The sequence below is a fragment of the Kitasatospora sp. NBC_01300 genome, assembly GCF_041435235.1.
Lineage (GTDB): Bacteria > Actinomycetota > Actinomycetes > Streptomycetales > Streptomycetaceae > Kitasatospora.
Map to the genome: position 1 here is coordinate 1,343,680 of NZ_CP108408.1, position 17,037 is coordinate 1,360,716.

The 17,037-nt window shown below is 73.6% G+C and carries 19 protein-coding genes and 1 pseudogene; 12 read left to right on the top strand and 8 right to left on the bottom strand.

The features are described from left to right. Nucleotides 1-3 precede the first annotated feature (3 nt). Nucleotides 4-195: a hypothetical protein gene (locus tag OG556_RS05745; protein WP_371516163.1), complete on the bottom strand. Its 192-nt coding sequence runs from the start codon at nucleotides 193-195 to the stop codon at nucleotides 4-6. Then, on the bottom strand, nucleotides 192-635 hold the full coding sequence (locus OG556_RS05750; protein ID WP_371516164.1) for an ATP-binding protein: 444 nt from the start codon (nucleotides 633-635) through the stop codon (nucleotides 192-194). Before OG556_RS05750 ends, OG556_RS05745 begins: the two co-directional genes overlap by 4 nt. A gap of 178 nt (nucleotides 636-813) precedes the next feature. Here OG556_RS05750 and OG556_RS05755 point away from each other — a divergent pair, with 178 nt between their 5' ends. From OG556_RS05755 to OG556_RS05775, 5 genes are all read left to right on the top strand, one after another. Continuing rightward, nucleotides 814-1,674, top strand: a complete 861-nt coding sequence (locus OG556_RS05755) for a helix-turn-helix domain-containing protein (protein ID WP_371516165.1) — start codon at nucleotides 814-816, stop codon at nucleotides 1,672-1,674. Beyond that, the gene (locus OG556_RS05760) at nucleotides 1,671-1,904 is read left to right on the top strand and encodes a DUF397 domain-containing protein (protein ID WP_371516166.1); all 234 of its coding nucleotides are present in this window, start codon (nucleotides 1,671-1,673) and stop codon (nucleotides 1,902-1,904) included. The genes OG556_RS05755 and OG556_RS05760 overlap by 4 nt, the downstream gene beginning before the upstream one ends. 216 nt (nucleotides 1,905-2,120) lie before the next feature. Continuing rightward, nucleotides 2,121-3,644: a glycosyl hydrolase family 18 protein gene (locus OG556_RS05765; RefSeq protein ID WP_371516167.1), complete on the top strand. Its 1,524-nt coding sequence runs from the start codon at nucleotides 2,121-2,123 to the stop codon at nucleotides 3,642-3,644. A gap of 152 nt (nucleotides 3,645-3,796) precedes the next feature. Then, a complete protein-coding gene (locus OG556_RS05770; protein ID WP_371522585.1) occupies nucleotides 3,797-4,939 on the top strand; it encodes a serine hydrolase domain-containing protein in 1,143 nt (380 codons plus the stop codon). Beyond that, nucleotides 4,936-5,538 (top strand): hypothetical protein, encoded by a 603-nt coding sequence (locus tag OG556_RS05775; RefSeq protein WP_371516168.1) that lies wholly within the window; start codon nucleotides 4,936-4,938, stop codon nucleotides 5,536-5,538. The genes OG556_RS05770 and OG556_RS05775 overlap by 4 nt, the downstream gene beginning before the upstream one ends. A 134-nt stretch (nucleotides 5,539-5,672) precedes the next feature. On the opposite strand, the gene OG556_RS05780 is transcribed toward OG556_RS05775, so the two are convergent. Then, a complete protein-coding gene (locus OG556_RS05780; protein WP_371516169.1) occupies nucleotides 5,673-6,482 on the bottom strand; it encodes an alpha/beta fold hydrolase in 810 nt (269 codons plus the stop codon). A gap of 125 nt (nucleotides 6,483-6,607) precedes the next feature. Continuing rightward, nucleotides 6,608-8,122 (bottom strand): PQQ-binding-like beta-propeller repeat protein, encoded by a 1,515-nt coding sequence (locus OG556_RS05785; RefSeq protein WP_371516170.1) that lies wholly within the window; start codon nucleotides 8,120-8,122, stop codon nucleotides 6,608-6,610. Between the two features lie 268 nt (nucleotides 8,123-8,390). Between OG556_RS05785 and OG556_RS05790 the strand changes: the two genes are divergently transcribed. The 4 genes from OG556_RS05790 (at nucleotide 8,391) to OG556_RS05805 (ending at nucleotide 11,732) form a co-directional block, all read left to right on the top strand. After that, the gene (locus OG556_RS05790) at nucleotides 8,391-9,845 is read left to right on the top strand and encodes a protein kinase (RefSeq protein WP_371516171.1); all 1,455 of its coding nucleotides are present in this window, start codon (nucleotides 8,391-8,393) and stop codon (nucleotides 9,843-9,845) included. A gap of 156 nt (nucleotides 9,846-10,001) precedes the next feature. Continuing rightward, nucleotides 10,002-10,703, top strand: a complete 702-nt coding sequence (locus OG556_RS05795; RefSeq protein ID WP_371516172.1) for an alpha/beta hydrolase — start codon at nucleotides 10,002-10,004, stop codon at nucleotides 10,701-10,703. A 50-nt stretch (nucleotides 10,704-10,753) separates the two neighbouring features. Next, on the top strand, nucleotides 10,754-11,107 hold the full coding sequence (locus tag OG556_RS05800; RefSeq protein ID WP_371516173.1) for a DUF6204 family protein: 354 nt from the start codon (nucleotides 10,754-10,756) through the stop codon (nucleotides 11,105-11,107). A gap of 73 nt (nucleotides 11,108-11,180) precedes the next feature. Further along, complete coding sequence (locus OG556_RS05805; RefSeq protein ID WP_371516174.1) at nucleotides 11,181-11,732, top strand: MarR family winged helix-turn-helix transcriptional regulator; 552 nt, start codon at nucleotides 11,181-11,183, stop codon at nucleotides 11,730-11,732. A gap of 71 nt (nucleotides 11,733-11,803) precedes the next feature. Here the strand turns inward: OG556_RS05805 and OG556_RS05810 are convergent, their stop codons facing one another. Then, complete coding sequence (locus OG556_RS05810; RefSeq protein ID WP_371516175.1) at nucleotides 11,804-12,127, bottom strand: hypothetical protein; 324 nt, start codon at nucleotides 12,125-12,127, stop codon at nucleotides 11,804-11,806. On the opposite strand from OG556_RS05810, the gene OG556_RS05815 reads away from it, so the two are divergent. Together OG556_RS05815 and OG556_RS05820 are read left to right on the top strand one after the other, a co-directional pair. Beyond that, nucleotides 12,126-12,458, top strand: a complete 333-nt coding sequence (locus OG556_RS05815) for a sulfurtransferase TusA family protein (RefSeq protein ID WP_371516176.1) — start codon at nucleotides 12,126-12,128, stop codon at nucleotides 12,456-12,458. The genes OG556_RS05810 and OG556_RS05815 overlap by 2 nt on opposite strands. Nucleotides 12,459-12,593: 135 nt before the next feature. Further along, entirely contained in the window at nucleotides 12,594-13,064 is a 471-nt protein-coding gene (locus OG556_RS05820; protein ID WP_371516177.1) for a hypothetical protein, read from the top strand. Nucleotides 13,065-13,110: 46 nt separating this feature from the next. Here the strand turns inward: OG556_RS05820 and OG556_RS05825 are convergent, their stop codons facing one another. The 3 genes from OG556_RS05825 to def all read right to left on the bottom strand — a co-directional run bounded on the left by OG556_RS05825 (nucleotide 13,111) and on the right by def (nucleotide 16,143). Next, nucleotides 13,111-14,544 (bottom strand): transcription antitermination factor NusB, encoded by a 1,434-nt coding sequence (locus tag OG556_RS05825; protein ID WP_350877831.1) that lies wholly within the window; start codon nucleotides 14,542-14,544, stop codon nucleotides 13,111-13,113. Between the two features lie 68 nt (nucleotides 14,545-14,612). Continuing rightward, nucleotides 14,613-15,557, bottom strand: a complete 945-nt coding sequence (fmt, locus tag OG556_RS05830) for a methionyl-tRNA formyltransferase (RefSeq protein WP_371516178.1) — start codon at nucleotides 15,555-15,557, stop codon at nucleotides 14,613-14,615. 40 nt (nucleotides 15,558-15,597) lie between these two features. Continuing rightward, nucleotides 15,598-16,143, bottom strand: a complete 546-nt coding sequence (gene def / locus OG556_RS05835) for a peptide deformylase (protein ID WP_371516180.1) — start codon at nucleotides 16,141-16,143, stop codon at nucleotides 15,598-15,600. A 313-nt stretch (nucleotides 16,144-16,456) separates the two neighbouring features. On the opposite strand from def, the pseudogene OG556_RS05840 reads away from it, so the two are divergent. Continuing rightward, a pseudogene (locus OG556_RS05840) lies at nucleotides 16,457-17,010 on the top strand (hypothetical protein); the annotation flags it as partial. Nucleotides 17,011-17,037 lie beyond the last annotated feature (27 nt).

Genomic DNA, 17,037 nt, shown 5'->3' on the forward strand with positions numbered 1-17,037 from the left:
GGTTCAGTCGTTGTCGTCGTCGGAGTTGTCGCTGTGACGGTTGATGCCGGTCATCAGGGCGGCGGCCAGGGTGGTCCACCAGACGACGTCGGCGGTGGCCGGCTCGCGCGGCGGAACGAGGTCCGCGGCGAAGCAGGCGAGGGCGAGGCTGGCGGCGGTGATCGCGGCCGTGGTGGCGAGCTTGATGACGCTCAACTTTCGGGCGAGGGAACGTTGCTGTTCGCGGCACGGAGGACGCGCGCCCAGACGCGCTTGCCCGTGCCGCACCGCGCGATCACCCCGAAGTCGACGGCGAGCCGGCGGGCGAGTTCGATCCCGCGGCCGCACTCGTTGAGACGGCCCGGCCGCCGCTCCAGGAGCGGGAGGTCACTGCGGGGGTCCCAGACTTCGAGGCGGCATTCGCCGTCGAACTCCTGGAGGTAGAGCCGGACTTCACCGTCGCCGTGACAGGCGTGGACGACGGCGTTGGTCACGAACTCGGAGGCGATGAGGACGAGGTCGTCGACCGGGTCACCGACCCAGCCCCAGGAAGTGAGCTGGTCACGGACCAGGCGACGGGCGGTACGGACCGAGGTTTCGTGCTCGGTGAGGGTGGTCTCCCAGGTTCGGAGGACCGGGTTACGCAAGGTGGACATGAGTCACCCCACACCTTCAGTGGCGTGTTCGTGCGGTCACGGTGAGTGTGGAGCATCAAAAATCGAATTTGCAACCCGAACAGTGCCAAGAGAAAAATAAATTATTTGATCTTGGACTTGGCTTGAGCCCTGTAGCACGGCCAGCAAGACTGGGGCCGCAGACCAAGGGAGGGACGCGTTGAGCAAGGACCCGTCAGCGATCAGGCAGATCCGGCTCGGAGACGAGCTACGAGCATGGCGCACAGAGAACAACAAGACGCTCGCCGACGTGACCGCCGGCCTGAAGGGCTGGAACCCGGCCCGGCTCAGCAAGGTTGAGAGGGCGCTGCTGCCGGTGACCGCAGTCGACTTGGCCGCGTTCATGGACCACTGCGGGATCACCGGCCCGGAAAGAGCAGAGATCGAGGCGTTGGCCGCTGACGGCCCTTCACGGCACTGGTGGCAGGATCACGAGTTTGCCGACACGATCAGCTCCGCTTTCGCTGAGTACCTCAGTCTTGAGGCCGATGCCACTCAGATGCTCGACTACTACCTGTCGGCCTTCCCCGGACTGCTGCAGACCGAGGATTACGCACGCGAGGTGATCGCCGCCGGTCTCGACGGTCTCAGTGAGGACCAGAACGAGGCTGCTGCCGAGATCCGCATTCTTCGCCAACGCAGGCTCACCAAAGCGCCACTGCTCAATCTCGACGCCTACTTTGGCGAGGTAGCCCTACTCGTTGGCGGCGACGAAGATGTTCTTGCCGGTCAGATCCGGCACGTTCTCAAGGTGGCTCAGTACCCCAACGTCATCCTTCGCATGGTTCCGCTCAGCGCCGGGCGACCTGGGATTCTGGCGTCAGGGCTTACGCTTCTTCGCTTCCCCGGGGAGCCAGGTGAGAGCTTCGCATTCGTCGAAGCCGTCGGCGGTATGCTCCCGCGTAAATCGGGACGTGAAGTCCGTCGGGCCGAGCGGGCCTTCGCTCGGCTGAAGCGGTACGCGCTTTCGCCGACCGCCACCATTGCCGCCCTTGAACGCAAGTTGGAAGAGATCACGTGAGCGAGAAGCGCGACCCGTACAACCACAACCCCGCCGACGCCGACTGGACCAAGTCCCCCTTCTCCGGCGACTCCAATGGCAACTGCGTGATCATCGCCCGCTTCCCCAACGGCGACGTCTGGCTCGGTGACGACAAGAACCCGAACCGCCCCCACCTCGCCTTCGACCAAGCCGAATGGACCGCCTTCGTCCAGGCCATCGAAGCCCGCGACCCCCGCTTCACCGCCTGACCACCCACCGCCCCGCCCCGCCCCGCACCACCCGGCGCCGCTCACCGCATGCCCTGCGGTGAGCGGCGTCGGCATTACCGCTCATCTGATCGACCGTCAACCAGTTCATCCGAACTGCCCCACACGCACAGCTCCCGCCATTACGCTCCCAAGCGTGATCACGCCCGGCGTCGATCCGGGCGCATTCCGTCATCACCACCACAGGGAGCGCATGCCATGAGCGAGCTGGTGTACCCGTCCGACCCCGGCCTCAACGGCCAAGCCGTGGACGCGGCCGAGCGCACGTACGAGATGAACGGCTTCGACCCGGCGCGGGAGGACTCGAAGCTCTCCTACACCCCCTGCCGGGTCGCCAAGCCCGCCTTCAACACCTACCGGCGCAGCGGCGAGCAGACCGTGTCCGGCTTCCTGGACACCACCTGGGCCTACGACAGCCGCCTGACCGACGACAGCGGCGGCCCCACCGGCGGGCCGGGCGCGGACCTGACCCGGCTGGAGGCCGCGAACGGCGCCTTCGACGAGGTCGTCCTCGGCCTGGTCGGCCTCGTCGGCGGCCAGGGCAGCCTGGCGGCCGCCACCTCCCAGGCCGCCCAGGACTTCGGCATCGCCTCCTCCGAGCGCGGCGCCGTGACCTTCATCGACGCCTGGAGCGCGGCGGCCGCCTACCTCGGCTACGGGTTCGACGGCTGGGTCTCCAACGACTACCAGGACCTGTTCACCCAGCCGAAGGCCCAGGGCCTGCTGGGCGCCGTCCGGCGCCTCAAGGAGCGCAACCCCGACCTCTCGGTCGGCCTGCACATCGGCGGCTGGGACCTGAGCGAGGCCTTCCACGCCATCGCCCAGGAGCCCGCCTCCCGGCAGCGGTTCGCCCAGTCCGTCGTACGGATCTTCCGCGTCTTCCCGATGTTCTCCACCCTCCACCTGGACTGGCGCTGGCCCGGTTCGGCCGGCGCCCCGGAGGCCGGGTACGGCCCGGAGGACGCCGGGAACTTCGCCGAACTCATCCGCGAGACCAGGGCCGCACTGTCCGCCGCCGCCGACCTGAGCGCGACGATCGCCGTCGCGGTGCCGGCCTCCGCCGCCCAACTGGACGCGATGAACGTCCCGCTCCTCATCGAGGCCGGCGCCGACCGGCTGGACCTGATGTCCTTCGACTTCTTCGGCAGCCCCTGGTCCGAGAAGCTCGGGCACCACACCTCGCTGCGCCGCGACCAGAACAGCAGTCAGACGGACTGCGTCGACAACGCCGTCACCCACCTCATCGAGCACGCCGGCGTGGCTCCTCACCGCATCCACCTCGGCTACGCCACCACCACCCGCAACGCCAAGCGCGCTCACATCACCGGCCTTTCGCCCCTGCGCGGCAGGTACGACAACGGCTCGGGCGAGACGGTCGGCTCCTTCGCCCCCGGCACGAGCACCTACGCCGACGTGCTGCGCAACTACCTCGACCTGGAGCAGGGCAAGGGCCGCAACGGCTTCGAGCTGTACACGGACGCCGTCGCCGACGCCGACTACCTCCACAACCCGAGCACCGGCGTCTTCCTCTCCCTCGACACCCCGCGCTCCGTCCGCGCCAAGGCCGAGTACGCCCGCGCCCGGGGCCTCGGCGGCCTGTTCGCCGAGCACGCCGAGGCCGACCCCGGCGTGCTCACCAACGCCGCCCGCGAGGGCCTGGGGCACACCGCCACCGCGACGGCCGTCGACATGAAGCCCCTCTACGTCACCGGCCGCAGCTGACGGCGGGTGACGGACCACCGCCCGGGCGCCGGCTCCCCACCGCCGCCCGGGTGGGAAACCGGTCGTGCCGAGCGGCCCGACGCCGTACCGTGGTCCGGTCGACGATCTTGGGGCAGCGACTCCACGAGGACCAGAGGACGGGGCTGGACACCATGCAGCAGTACCAGGGCTGGGCCGACGAACGGTTCGGCGCCGTGGCGGACGTGTTCGCCCGCAACTTCGACGAGTTCCCCGAACTGGGCGCCGCCGTCACGGTGTTCGCCGACGGCCGCAAGGTGGTCGAGCTGTGGGGCGGGACGGCCGACGAACGCACCGGCCGGGCCTGGACGCAGGACGCCCTCGTCCCGGTCTTCTCCTGCGCCAAGGGCGCGGTGAGCATCAGCGCCCACCTGCTCGCCCAGCAGGGCCGCCTCGACCTCGACGCGCCGATCGCCCGCTACTGGCCCGAGTTCGCCCGCCACGGCAAGCAGGACATCACCACCCGCATGATCCTCGGCCACCGCGCGGGCATCCCGGCCCTGGACGCGGTGCTCCCCTTCGAGGAGATCGCCGCCTGGGCTCCCGTCGTCCGCGCGATCGAGGAACAAGCACCGCTCTGGGAGCCCGGCACGGCCTACGAGTACCACGGCCACGTCCTGGGCTTCGCGGTCGGCGAGGTGATCCGCCGGATCACCGGGCTCACGCCGGGCGGGTTCCTCCGCAAGGAGATCGCCGAGCCGCTCGGCCTGCCGCTCTGGATCGGCCTGCCGGAGAGCGAACTCCCGCGCCTGGCCCGGCTGGTGGAGGCGGAGGGCCGCCGCCCGATGCCCGGCCCGGAGCACCTGCTGACCCGGATCGTGACGATGAACGGCGCCCTGGTCTTCCCCGGCCTGGACGTGCCGCACGGCTGGAACGACCCGGCCCTGCACGCGATCGAGCTGCCCGGTGCGGGCGCGGTCGCCTCCGCCACCGGGCTGGCGGGGCTGTACGCGGCGGCCGCCACCGGCCTGGACGGCGGCCCGCGCCTGCTCTCGCACGGGACCGTCACCGACGCGGTGCGCGAAGTCTCCTCCGGCGCGGGCTTCCTGGGCTTCGACATGGGCGCCCGCTGGGGTTCCGGCCTGCTGCTCGACTCCCCGGCCTTCCGCCCGCTGCTGGGCGCGCGCAGCTTCGGCAACGACGGCGCGGGCGGCCAGTTCGCCTTCGGGGACGACGAGTTCGGCGTCGGCTTCGGCTACGTCGCCAACCGGATGATCGGTCACGGCGACGCCCGCGCCAACCGGCTGATCGAGGCGGTGCGCGGGTGCCTGGGGTGACGGACTTCCTCGCGCGGCTCACCGCGCTGGCGGCCACCGGCGGCCTGGACGGCCCGGACGGGCTGCGCTACAACGCCTCGCTGCCCGAACTCGCCGCCCACTACGGCGATCCCTGGGACGGCGGGCGGATCCACCGCGAGTCCCGCTGGCCGCACGGCTTCAGCTGGGGCGACGTGCAGACGGTGTTCTGCCACTGCCGCCGGCTCCAGTCGCTGTCCCTGCCCGTGTGGCACGGCGAACTCGAACTCCCGGTGGCCGGTGGCGGATTGGTGACACTCGACACGCACGTCGCCGAGTCGGCGCTGATCGCCGCGCTGACCTCCGCCGGCTGCCGCTGGGAGACCGTGACGTACGAGAACGTCCCCGACCAGCGCACCCTGGAGGTGGCGGTGGCCGAGGAGGTCCGGGTGGCGTTCGTCCTCACCGACCGCGACGGTCACCAGGCCCGCGACGGCCGCGCGGACCGCGAGGGCCGTGACGCGCCGCCGCCCGAGGACTGGCTGCTGAACAAGGCCCTGCTGTGGGGCTACGACCACACCGACTGCCCCGAGCCGGACCGCACCCTCCCGGACGACGGCTGGGGCGCCTCGCCCAACTGACCTGCACGGTCAGCTCGTTGCGCTCGGCCCGTTGTGCTCGGCCTGTTGCGCTCGGCCCGTTGCTCTCAGCCCGCTGCGCTCGGCCCGCTGCGCCCCCGCGCGCAACGGGCCGGGCGCGCCCCCGGCGTGAGGGCTCACGCCAGGGCGCGCGGCAGCACCACCCGCACCCACTCCTCCGGCTGCGACAGGTGCGGCGCGTGCCCGGCCCCCGGGTACAGGTGCCGTTCCACCTTCGACAGGGTGAGGTCGATGATGTCCAGCACCTCGCCGTACATCGGCGGACTGTTGTCACTCTGCGTGAGTAGAGCCGGTTCCGTGAAGCGGGCCAGCGCGTTCAGGTCGAGGTCCAGGGCGTCCGGGTCCCGCAGCTCGTCCAGGTAGGTCGGCGCGTTGCGCACGTACGTGTGCCGCACCGGCGCGGGCAGCTGCGCCCAGGCCCCCGGCCCGAAGGTGACCGTCTCCACGAACAGCTCCGCCGCCGCGGCCGACTCGGCCTGCTCCAGCAGCTCCCGGACGGCGGTGATCCGGTCGGCGAGCGCGGTGGCGACCGGCCGCAGCTCGGGGTCGGCGAGCAGGATACTGGCGCCGGGCGGCTCGTGCACGGCGATCCCCCGCAGCAGGTCGGGCCGGGCGGCGGCGAGCCGCAGCGTGATCAGCGAACCGTACGAGTTCCCGCAGACGAACGCCGGCGCGAGTCCGAGCCCGTCGATCAGTCCGGCCAGGTCGGCCGCGTCCTCGTAGACCGAACCCTGGGTGAGCGGGTCCTCGCTGCGGCTGTGGCCCCGCCGGTCGTAGGCGACGACGGTGGTCGACTCGGCCAGGCCCGGCATCACGCGCGCCCAGCTGTCGGCGTCGCTCCACGAGCCGTGCACCAGGACGACTCCGGGCCCCTCGCCACGGGCCTCGTAGTGCAGCGACACCCCGTTCACCCTGATCTCGGCCATCATGAGCCTCCCGATCTCGGCGGTGCTCCACCACCAGCCTGACACAGCCGCTCGGGGCGGCACCCCCGAGCCGCCGCCGTGACCGAGCGTGACGAAGAGCGGGCGGTCGAGGGCCCCGGACGGGCTCAGCCCATGCCCCGGGCCGGCGGCTCGTCCCGCGTGCCGTCCTCCGCCACCACCGTGAACCGGCCGGGCCCGGAGACCGACAGGTCCACGGGGTGGACGGACTTCGAGTCGTTGACGTCCAGTTCACTGCTCTTCCGCCCGGTCGCGGCGTCGACCCGGGTCAGCTTGTCCCGGGTCAGCGCCCACACCGACGCGCCGTCCACCAGCAGCCCCGTCACCTGGTCGTCCAGCCCGGACGTCCAGCGCTTCCCGCCGTCGGCGAGCGAGTAGGCGACCAGGCGCCCGGTGGCGATGCGGCTGGGGTTCTTCCCCCCGCTGATCCGGACGTCGTCCGGCTTCTCGCCGGGGACGATCAGCTGGTCGCCGACGACCACCCCGCCGAACAGCGGGCGGGCGGCGAACGCGTCGTAGGCGTGGGCGCCGCCCAGCATGACGTCGAGGTCGTACTCGTCCCCCGCGACCGGGATCGACGCCCGCTGCCTCCCCGCCCCGTCGAAGCTGAGGACGGCGTGCGTCCCGCGCTCGCCCTGCGCGTCGACCCAGACCGCGAGGGGCTCGGTGGAGACCACCGCGACGTCCTTCAGCCCGCCCGTGACCGGCAGGGCGACCTTGGTCCGCTCCCGCCCGTCCGCCGGGGCCAGCGACCGCAGCACCGGCGCGGCGTCGCCGCACTGCGCGACCGTCACCACCTCCGCCGGCCCGCCCGCCACCTGCAGCGGCGAGCAGCCGGCGTCCGCGTCGCCGCGCCAGGCGGCGCGCCCGTCGGCCAGGTGCACCGCGCGCCAGCCGGTCCGCTCCTGGAGGACGGCCTCGTCCCCGGCGACGGCGAGCAGATCGGGCGCCGCCGTGTCCCCGACCCGGCCGGGCGCGTCCGCAGCGGCGGTCCAGGCGGCCGTGCCGTTGGCGAGGTTGAGCGCCGTCACCGCCGCGCAGGGCCGGTCGTGCGGGGAGTGGCCGAGCAGTCCGAGGCCGTGGCCCGTCCCGCGGCTCATGGCGCAGACGGAGTCCTCCCCCGGCGGCGTCCACCGCCACGCGACCTGCCCGGTGGTGCCGCGGTAGGCAACCACCTGGTCGGGGCGGACCCGCACCACCACGTCCCCGCTGGTCCAGCTGCCGACGGCGCGGATCGACGACGGCCGGTCCAGCGGCGCCTCCCAGGCGTCGTTGAGGCCGGTCCCGGCGAAGGAGACGAACACGGCGAGCCCGAACAGGATCCCGACGGCGACCGCGGGGAAGCCGCGCCGGGGGTGGAGCAGCGCCCACAGCAGGCCGGCCCCGCAGGGCATCAGGCCGAGGATGCTGACGATGCCCATGAAGTCGAGGCTCTCGCCGCCGTAGCCCTGGGACGGCCCGATCAGCACGGCCAGGCCCATGCTCGCGAACATGGCCCCCAGCACCCCGCCGGAGACCACCATCCAGGCCTCCTTGTCCATCGCGAACCCGCCCCTGGCGAGGCGGACGGACCTGCGGGCCCACCCGGCCCCGGCGGCACTGTCCACGGGCCCCTCGGCCATGTCGGTCACTCCCCCGTCAAGCGCCGCCCACCGCACGAACGACGATCATCGGATGATCGCAGAGCCTGGCTCGATCCTGAACAAAGACAACGGAAAACTCCCAGCCGCACCGACGAACCGACCCCGGTGCTACTCCCCGCCCGGCGACCGCTCCCCACCCGGTTGCCGTGCAGCCCCGGGAACACGGCCACCCCGGTGGGCTCCCGGCCGGGGGCGGTAGGTTGGCCCGGGGGCCGGGGCGCGGCACCGGGGCGCGAAAGGGGCGGGGATGCAGCCGGGCGACGTACTCGACGGGCGGTACGAGCTGGTCGAGCAGATCGGCGAGGGCGCCTTCGGCGCGGTCTGGAAGGCCCGCGACGCGCGGATCCAACGGCTCGTCGCCGTCAAGGTGATGCTCCCGGGCAGCAACAACACCCCCAAGGACGCGGCCCGGTTCGTCCGCGAGGTGGCCACCGCCGGGGCGCTCAACCACCCGTCCATCGTCACCGTGCACGACTTCGGCCGGCACGACGAGGCCGGTCGGCCGCTCTACTTCCTGGTCATGGAACTGCTCGACGGCGCCCCGCTCAGCCGCCACCTCGGCGACGGGCCGCTGCCCCTGCGCCAGGCCCTCACCTGGGCCGTCCAGATCTCCCAGGCCCTCGCCACCGCACACCGGTCCGGCGTCGTCCACCGGGACGTCAAGCCGGCCAACGTGATGATCCAGTCCTCCGGCGAGGTCAAGGTCGTCGACTTCGGCATCGCCCGGGTCGGCACCGCCGACGACGGCATCACCAGCACCAACGTCATCGTCGGCACCCCCGCCTACATGGCCCCCGAACGCTTCGACAGCGGCGGCCTCGACGCCCGCTCCGACCTCTACGCCTTCGGCTGCCTGCTGTACGAACTCCTCACCGGCCGCACGCCGTTCCGCGGCACCCTCTACGAACTCATCCGCCAGCACGGCGAGGTCCACCCGGCCGCCCCCGGCACCCTGCGGCCCGGCCTGCCCGCCGACGTCGACACCCTCGTCCTCGAACTGCTCGCCAAGGACCCCGACCGGCGGCCGCCGCACGCCGACCAGGTCGCCGAACGCCTGCTCCGCCTCGCCGAGCAGGCAGAACGGCCCCCGGCCGGCTACCACGCCACCGTCCGGGACGTCCCCGCCGCCGAGGAGGACCCGTACGTCCTCGCCCGCCGGCAGGAGGCGGACGCGCTGTTCCAGCGCACCCGCGACCAGGCCGCCCAGGTCGCGCTGCAGTTCGAGACCAGCATCGCCCAGCGCCGCCGCCGGCTCGACCAGGACCTCGCCGACCAGCGGGCCCGCGCCGAGGCCCGGGCGCAGCAGATCGTCACCGAGGCCCAGCAGCGCGGCGAGGAACTCGAACGGGAGGCCGCCGCCCGGGCGGCCGCCAGCCTCAAGCAGCTCACCGAGGCCGAACAGCGCACCGACCTGCTGCGCCGGCAGACCGACAAGCTGCGCAACGACGCCGAGAGCCTGCGCCGCACGGTCGACAACGCCCGCCGCCAGGCCTCCGACTTCCTCGCCGACGCGGCCGCCAAGGCCGGCCTCGGCCCGGCCCCCGAACCCCGCCGCTCGATCGCCCCGCCCGCCGGCTCGCAGACCGGCTCCCAACCCGGCTCGCCGACCGGCTCGCAGCGCCGGAAGCTCCCGAGCATGCAGGACCTGCTCTCCGGCCGGAGCCGCTCCACCGGCGGCGACCAGCCGGGCCGCTCCACCTGACCTCGCCGCAACGCCTCGCACCCGAAGGCGAGTTGGGCCGACCACCCAACGCCCCGCACCCGCGCCACCGGCCGGGCCCCGCGGCCCCCGCACGCGCACCGCGACCCGCCCGCGGAACCGTAGAATCCGCAGGTAGACACCAGGGAGGGATTTCGCGTGTTCCAGGCGCAGCGGCCGCGCACCGCACAACTGACCCCACGACTCGGCGACGACGGGACGGGGCGGGTCGACGGCGTCGCCCTGCTGCTGCCCGGCGGGTTCCTGCGCAGCCGGCGCGGACCGCTGAAGGTCGCCGAACTGGGCCTGCGCGACCTCACCGCCGAACTCGCCGACCGCGGCCGCCCGCACGGCCTCGCCGTCCACCTGCTGCGCTACCGCTACAGCGGCTGGAACGGCGCCGACGCCGACACCGCCGTCGACACCCGCTGGGCCCTCGACGAACTCGCCCGCCGCTACGGCGACGTGCCCGTCGTCCTCATCGGCAACTCCCTCGGCGGGCGCGCCGCCTTCTGGTGCGCCGGGCACCCCAACGTCGTCGGCGTCGCCGGCATCGCACCCTGGCTGCCCAGCGGCGACCCCGTCGACCACCTCGCCGGCCGGCGCGTCCTGATCGTCCACGGCACCGGCGACCACAGCGCCGCCAACGCCAACCAGTCCCTCGAATACGCCCTGCGGGCCCGCCCGGTCGTCCCCGACCTCGCCCGCTACGAAGCCCCCGGCGCCAACCACTACCTCATCCGGCAGACCGCCGACATCAGCGCCCTCACCACGGACTTCACCCTCGACGCCCTCAAGGCCGAACCGGCCCAGCTCGCCACCGGCACCGTCTGCACCCGCCTGCCCACCAGACGCGCCTAGCGTCGAAATCGGGTTGGCGGTCGACCGCTCGCTCTGCCTATGGTCGGTGGATGACCACTCGAACCTTCCGCATCATGGTGCGCGGCGTCTTCGACGACCTCAGCGCCGAGCAGCACGCCGAACTCCTCGCCCGCGCGCCCGAACACGACGTGCTGCGCGCGGCCTTCACCCCCGAGGGACACCTCAGCTACGACCTCGGCGCGCGGGCCGCCTTCACCTTCCGCTTCCTCGACTCGGGCGAGGCGGAGGAGGACATCCTGGCGGCCGCCGAGCGGGCCGAGCAGGCGGCGCGGGCCTGGCTGGCCGAGCGCGGCTACGACCACAAGAACCTGCGGTCCCAGGCCGAGGACCTCTCGCAGGCACCGCTCGGCAAGCGCCAGCGCCGCGCCGCCAACGCCGGCTAGCCCCCTCCCCCCCTCCCGCTACCTCCTTGACGGCTCTCCGCACCGGTATGCTTGAGTGGTCAAGGAGGTAGCAATGACAGACCCGCACGCCGACCCGCACCCGAACCCGCAGGCCGACCCGCAGACCGACCCCCCGGCCGACCCACACCCGGACACCCGGCCCGACCCGCTGGACACCGCCCTGCGACTGGTCCGCGCCCAGGCGGCCGTGGCCAAGCGCTTCGACGCGAGCCTCGGCGGCCTGCACGGCGTGAGCCTGTCCGACTTCACCCTGCTGCTCCACCTCGGCCACGCCCCCGGCGGCCGGATGCGCCGGGTCGACCTCGCCGAGGCCCTCGGCCTCACCGCCTCGGGCGTCACCCGCGGGCTGGCGCCGCTGGAGCGGATCGGCCTGGTGAGCCGGGAGGCGGCGGCCCGCGACGCCCGGGTCGCCTACGCGGCCCTGACGCCGACCGGCCGCGAACGGCTCACCGAGATGCTGTACACGGCCCGGAAGGTCGCCGACGACCTCTTCGCCGACGACCAGTGGAGCCCCGACGACCTCGGCCGCCTCGCCGTCCTACTCACCCGCCTCGGCGGCACCGCCCCCGACCAACGGCCGGGGGCGGCCACAACCCGCGACTGACGAACCAGCGGACTGCTGAACTGTCGAACTGTCGAACTGCCGGACTGCCGGACTGCCGGACTAAGAAACCGCTAGATCCCGAACGGCGCCGCGTACCGCACCGTCCCGGACGGCAACGGGTGCCGCTCCGGGTCCAGGGCGAGGGCCATCAGCGCCTCGTCCAGGGCGGCACGGGTGGCGGCGGAGCCGGCACCCGTGCGCTGGTACTCGGGCAGGACAGCGACGGATGCCAGGCAGAGCGCCGGGGCGTCGCCGACGTGGCGGCGCGTCAGCAGGGCGCGGCTTTCCGAACCCTCCCGGCGCCCCGCCCGGGCCCACCTCCTAGGCTGAGCCCGGCACCCCTGCACCCCTGCACCCCGGCACCGCCGCACCACCTCGAAGGGCAGCACCCCCATGACCCACACCCCCGGACAGCAGCCCGGCCAGGAACCCGCCCCCGACCTGACCGTCGACGGCACCGGCCTGCTCTGCGTCCAACTGCTGCTGCGCCTGCGCGCCCGGATCGCCGACCTGCCCGCCGGCGCGGTGGTGCACATCCACACCACCGACCCCGCCGCCCCCCTCGACCTGCCCGCCTGGTGCCACCTGACCGGCCACGAGTACCTCGGCCCCGTCCCGCACCCGGCCACCGACCGCGAGGTGTACGCCCTGGGCCTCACCGCCGCGGCCCGCCCGACCCGCGCCGACCGCCCCTGGCACCCCGCGCCGGACCCAGCCACCGACTGACCACCCCGGCCCCGCCTCCGGCCCGAAAGCCCCGCGCGCCCCCGCCCACCGCCGGCCGCCAGGCTCCGTTCGGCGGTCCGGTGTGCCACGATGAGGAGAGCCGAACGGCCAAGCCTCACAGGGAGGTTGACCACCATGGATCCGATCCTCAGCTGCCACTGGCACGACCAGGACGGCGAGTGGGCACTGTCCGTCAGCCGCAACGGCGACGGCTGGGAGCTGCTCGCCGCCGCGCCCCACTGGTCGGAGTCGCTCCCGTTCGCCGAGCCGGAGGACGTCCGCCGGCTCGCCCAGGCGCTGCTGGACCTGCCGTCCGATCCGGAGCCGTACGAGTTCGAATGGCGGCTCTCCCGGACGGAGTTCGAGCGCACCGAGAACGAGCGCACCCACTTCGCGACGCTCGCCGTCGGGCTGGACCCCACCGACGGCCACCGGCCCTACCTCGCCTACCAGTCGTACTACCACTGGGGGCAGGCGAGCGGGCTCGGCCTGGAGGTGATCTGCGAGGACCCCCCGGTCGACCGCCTCCGCGCCCAGGCCCACGCCCTCCTCACCGACCTCCCCGGCCCCACGCCCGCCCGGCCGCAGCCCCCCTCACCCGGCTGAGCACACCGACCTCCCCGGCCCCCCACCGGGTCACGGGATCAGCGGATCACGCCGTCCGCCGTAGCAGCGCCAGGTACATCGCGTCCGTCCCGTGCAGGTGCGGCCAGAGCTGCACGTCCGGCCCGTCCCCGAGCGCGGGGACGCCGGGCAGCAGCGGGCGGGCGTCGATCCACTCGACCCGGCCGCCCTCGGCCCGCAGCACGTCGTCCACGACGGCCCGGGTCTCCGCGAGGTGCGGCGAGCAGGTCGCGTACCCGACCACCCCGCCGACCCGGGTGGCGTCGATCGCCGAGCGCAGCAGGTCCCGCTGGAGCGGGCCGAAGGCCGCGACGTCGGCGGGGCGGCGGCGCCAGCGCGCCTCCGGGCGGCGGCGCAGGGCGCCCAGGCCGGAGCACGGCACGTCGACCAGCACCCGATCGAAGCCGCCGGAGCGCCAGGCCGGGCGGGTGCCGTCCGCGGTGATCACCGTGTACGGGCCGGGGTTGCCCTCCAGCGCCCGGGCGACCAGCCGCGCGCGGTGCGGCTGCTTCTCGCTCGCGACCAGTCCGGCGCCGCGTTCGGCGGCCAGCGCCGCGAGCAGCGCGGCCTTGCCGCCGGGGCCGGCGCAGCCGTCCAGCCAGAGCCGGTCCGGGCCGTCCAGCGGGGCGTTGGCCAGGGCGAGGGCGACCAGCTGGCTGCCTTCGTCCTGGACGCCCGCCCGGTTGTCCCGGACGGCCTCCAGCGAGCCCGGGTCGCCGCCTTCGGCGAGCCGCAGCGCGAACGGGGACCAGCGGCCGGGCTCGGCCTCGGGCAGCGCGTCGGCGAGTTCGCCGACGTCGATCCGGCCGGGTCGGGCGACGAGGGTCACCTCGGGCCGCTCGTTGTCGGCGCGCAGCAGGTCCTCCAGTGCGCTGCGCCCGGAGGCGTCGGGCTGCCAGCGGCCGAGCGAGTCCCAGAGCGCGGAGACGACCCAGCGCGGGTGCGAGTGGACGACGGCGAGGTGGTCCTCGGCGTCCTTCTCGTACGGCGGGGCGACCTTCTCGATCCAGGCGTCCAGGTCGTGGGCGCTGATCCGGCGCAGGACGGCGTTGACGAACTTGGCCTTGCCGTCGCCGAGCACCACCCGGGCCAGCTCGACGGTGGCCGAGACCGCCGCGTGGCTGGGGATGCGGGTGGTGAGCAGCTGGTGGGCGCCGAGCGAGAGCACGTCCAGGACCGGCGGGTCGACCTTGCTGAGCGGCCGGTCGATGCAGGCGGCGATGATCGCGTCGTAGGTGCCCTGAAGGCGCAGGGTGCCGTAGACGAGCTCGGTGGCGAGGGCGGCGTCGCGCCGGTCCATGCCCTTCTGCTCGGCTTCGCGGAGCAGCGACGGCAGGATCAGGTTGGCGTACGCGTCGCGCTCGTCGACGGCGCGCAGCGCGCGGAACGCGACGATCCGGGCCGGGTCCTTCTTCGGGCGGCGGTGCGGGCGGGGGGCGCGCTGGGCGCTGGGGGTGGTCACAGGGTGCCTCAAGGTGCTGCGGTGGTTATCGGTGGTTATCAGACGAACAGTAACGCTAAACCTGAGCCTCAGCCCTCGGAGCCGAAGCGCTCCCCGGACTCCAGCCGCGCCCCGCGCGCCCAGTCCGCCGCCCGCATCTCCTTCTTCCCCTGCGGGCGGACCTCCCCGAGTTCGACGTCGTGGCTGCCCGTCCCGACCCGCACGCTGTTCTTGCCGACCACGGCCAGCTCCCCGGGCGCCAGGGCGGACGAGTCGGTCAGCAGCTTCACCGGCCCGGTGATCTTCAGCCGCTCGCCGCGGAACTCCGTCCAGGCGCCGGGCGCCGGGGCGCAGCCGCGCACCACGCGGTCGATCCGCAGGGCGGGGTGGCTCCACTCGATGCGGGCGTCCTCGACGGTGATCTTCGGGGCGAGCGTGACGCCCTCGGCCGGCTGCGGGAGGGCGTGCAGGGAGCCGTCCTCGATGCCGTCCATGGTGGCGGTGAGCAGGCGCGCGCCGGACACCGAGAGGCGGGTGAGCAGTTCGCCGCTGGTGTCGGTCGGGCGGATCTCCTCGGTGATCACGCCGTAGACCGGGCCGGAGTCCAGGCCCTGCTCGATCAGGAAGGTGGCCGCGCCGGTGACCTCGTCGCCGGCCAGCACCGCGTGCTGGACGGGGGCCGCGCCGCGCCAGGCGGGCAGCAGCGAGAAGTGCAGGTTGACCCAGCCGTGCTTGGGGATCTCCAGGGTGCCGGGGCGCAGCAGCGCGCCGTAGGCGACCACCGGGCAGCAGTCGGGGGCGAGTTCGGTGAGCCGGGCGACGAACTCCGGGTCGCTGGGCTTCGCCGGCTTGAGGACCTCGATCCCGGCCTCCTCGGCGCGCTGGGCGACGGGGCTGGCGACCAGCTTGCGCCCTCGCCCGGCGGGGGCGTCGGGGCGGGTGACCACCGCGACGACCTCGTGCCGGTCGGAGGCGAGCAGGGCGTCCAGGGCGGGAACGGCGACCTCGGGGGTGCCGGCGAAGACGAGACGCATCAAGTGCCTTTCTGCAAGAGAACGTTGGGGATCAGAGGGGTCAGCGCGCGGCGCCGAACGTGCTGTGCGGGGAGACCTTGACGACCGGCGCGGGCGCGCCGCCCCAGTCGGCGTCGCGGATCGCCTTCAGCGCGGCCTTGCGCTGCTCGCGGTCGAGCCGGTCGATGAAGATGATGCCGTCGAGGTGGTCGGTCTCGTGCTGGATGCAGCGGGCGAGCAGCTGGGTGCCCTCCAGGGTGACCGGATCGCCGTACATGTTGAAGCCCTTGGCGACCACGCCGTAGGCGCGCTTGGTGTCGTAGCGCAGTCCGGGCAGCGAGAGGCAGCCCTCGGGGCCGTCCTGCTCCTCCTCGGTCAGCGACAGGTCCGGGTTGATCAGGTGCCCGGTGACGCCGTCCACGTGGTAGGTGAACACCCGCAGGGAGACGCCGAGTTGGGGCGCGGCGAGGCCGGCACCAGGGGCGTTGAGCATGGTCTCGGTGAGGTCGCTGACCAGGGTGCGCAGTTCCTTGTCGAACGTGGTCACCGGCTGGGCGGTGGCCCGCAGGACGGGGTCTCCGAAGAGCCGGATCGGCTGGATCGCCACGGGGTACGGGCTCCTGTCCGTCGAGGGTCCGGGGCTGCGGGCAACTACGGGTTCCCGGCAAGTCTATGCAACGCACCGGGCCCGCCGCCCATGCCCTCACGCGGCCCCTCGCACCGCCCCTCGGAGCCTCCCTCACACCGCCCCGAACGCCCCTCGCCCACCCCGGCAGCGGCTTCTGGCATATCCCGAGTGTGCCCGGCGGCGTTACCCCGGCCCCCGCTTCGGCGTTGGTCAAGTGAGATTGACCGGGGCCGGGCGCACGGGACACCGCGCCCCGGCCGAGCTGAACCGTACGGAAGGTGGCACGTAGGCCATGGCCGAGCAGATCAACCACGACGCCCGGGCGCGGGCGAGCCTGCACCTGCTGGTGCGGGACATCGAGCGGGTGAGGCGGCAGGTCGACGCGCTGCGGACGCTCACCGCCCAGTTGGGCAACGTCTACCGTCCGCGCCGGCCCAGTACGTCGGCCGGCTTCGTCGTGTACGGGCGGGCGCCCGCGCCGACCGTGCGCCTGGCGCAGGAGCTGAGGGAGAGCGTGGAGACCCTGGTCGCGGCGGCGGTCGAGTTCGACCGGGCGCTGGGCTTCTCCTGGGACTCGGTGGGCTCGGCCCTCGGGGTCACCAAGCAGGCCGTGCACCGCCGGTACGGGATGCGCCGCCCGACCAGCGAGCTCCTCGCCGCCAGCGGCGCCGTCCCGGGCCAGAGCCGCCCGGACCGCTCCGAGGAGCTGCCCGCCGCGCCGTCCGGCGGCCTGGCGGCGACCGTCCCGGCGGCCCGCCAGGGCGGCCTGGACCGCAGCAGCCTCGACCGCAACGCCCTGGAGCGCGGCAGCCACGACCGCACCCCCCTCCCGGACCGCCCCCCGGTCGACCGCACCACCCCCGAGCGCACCCA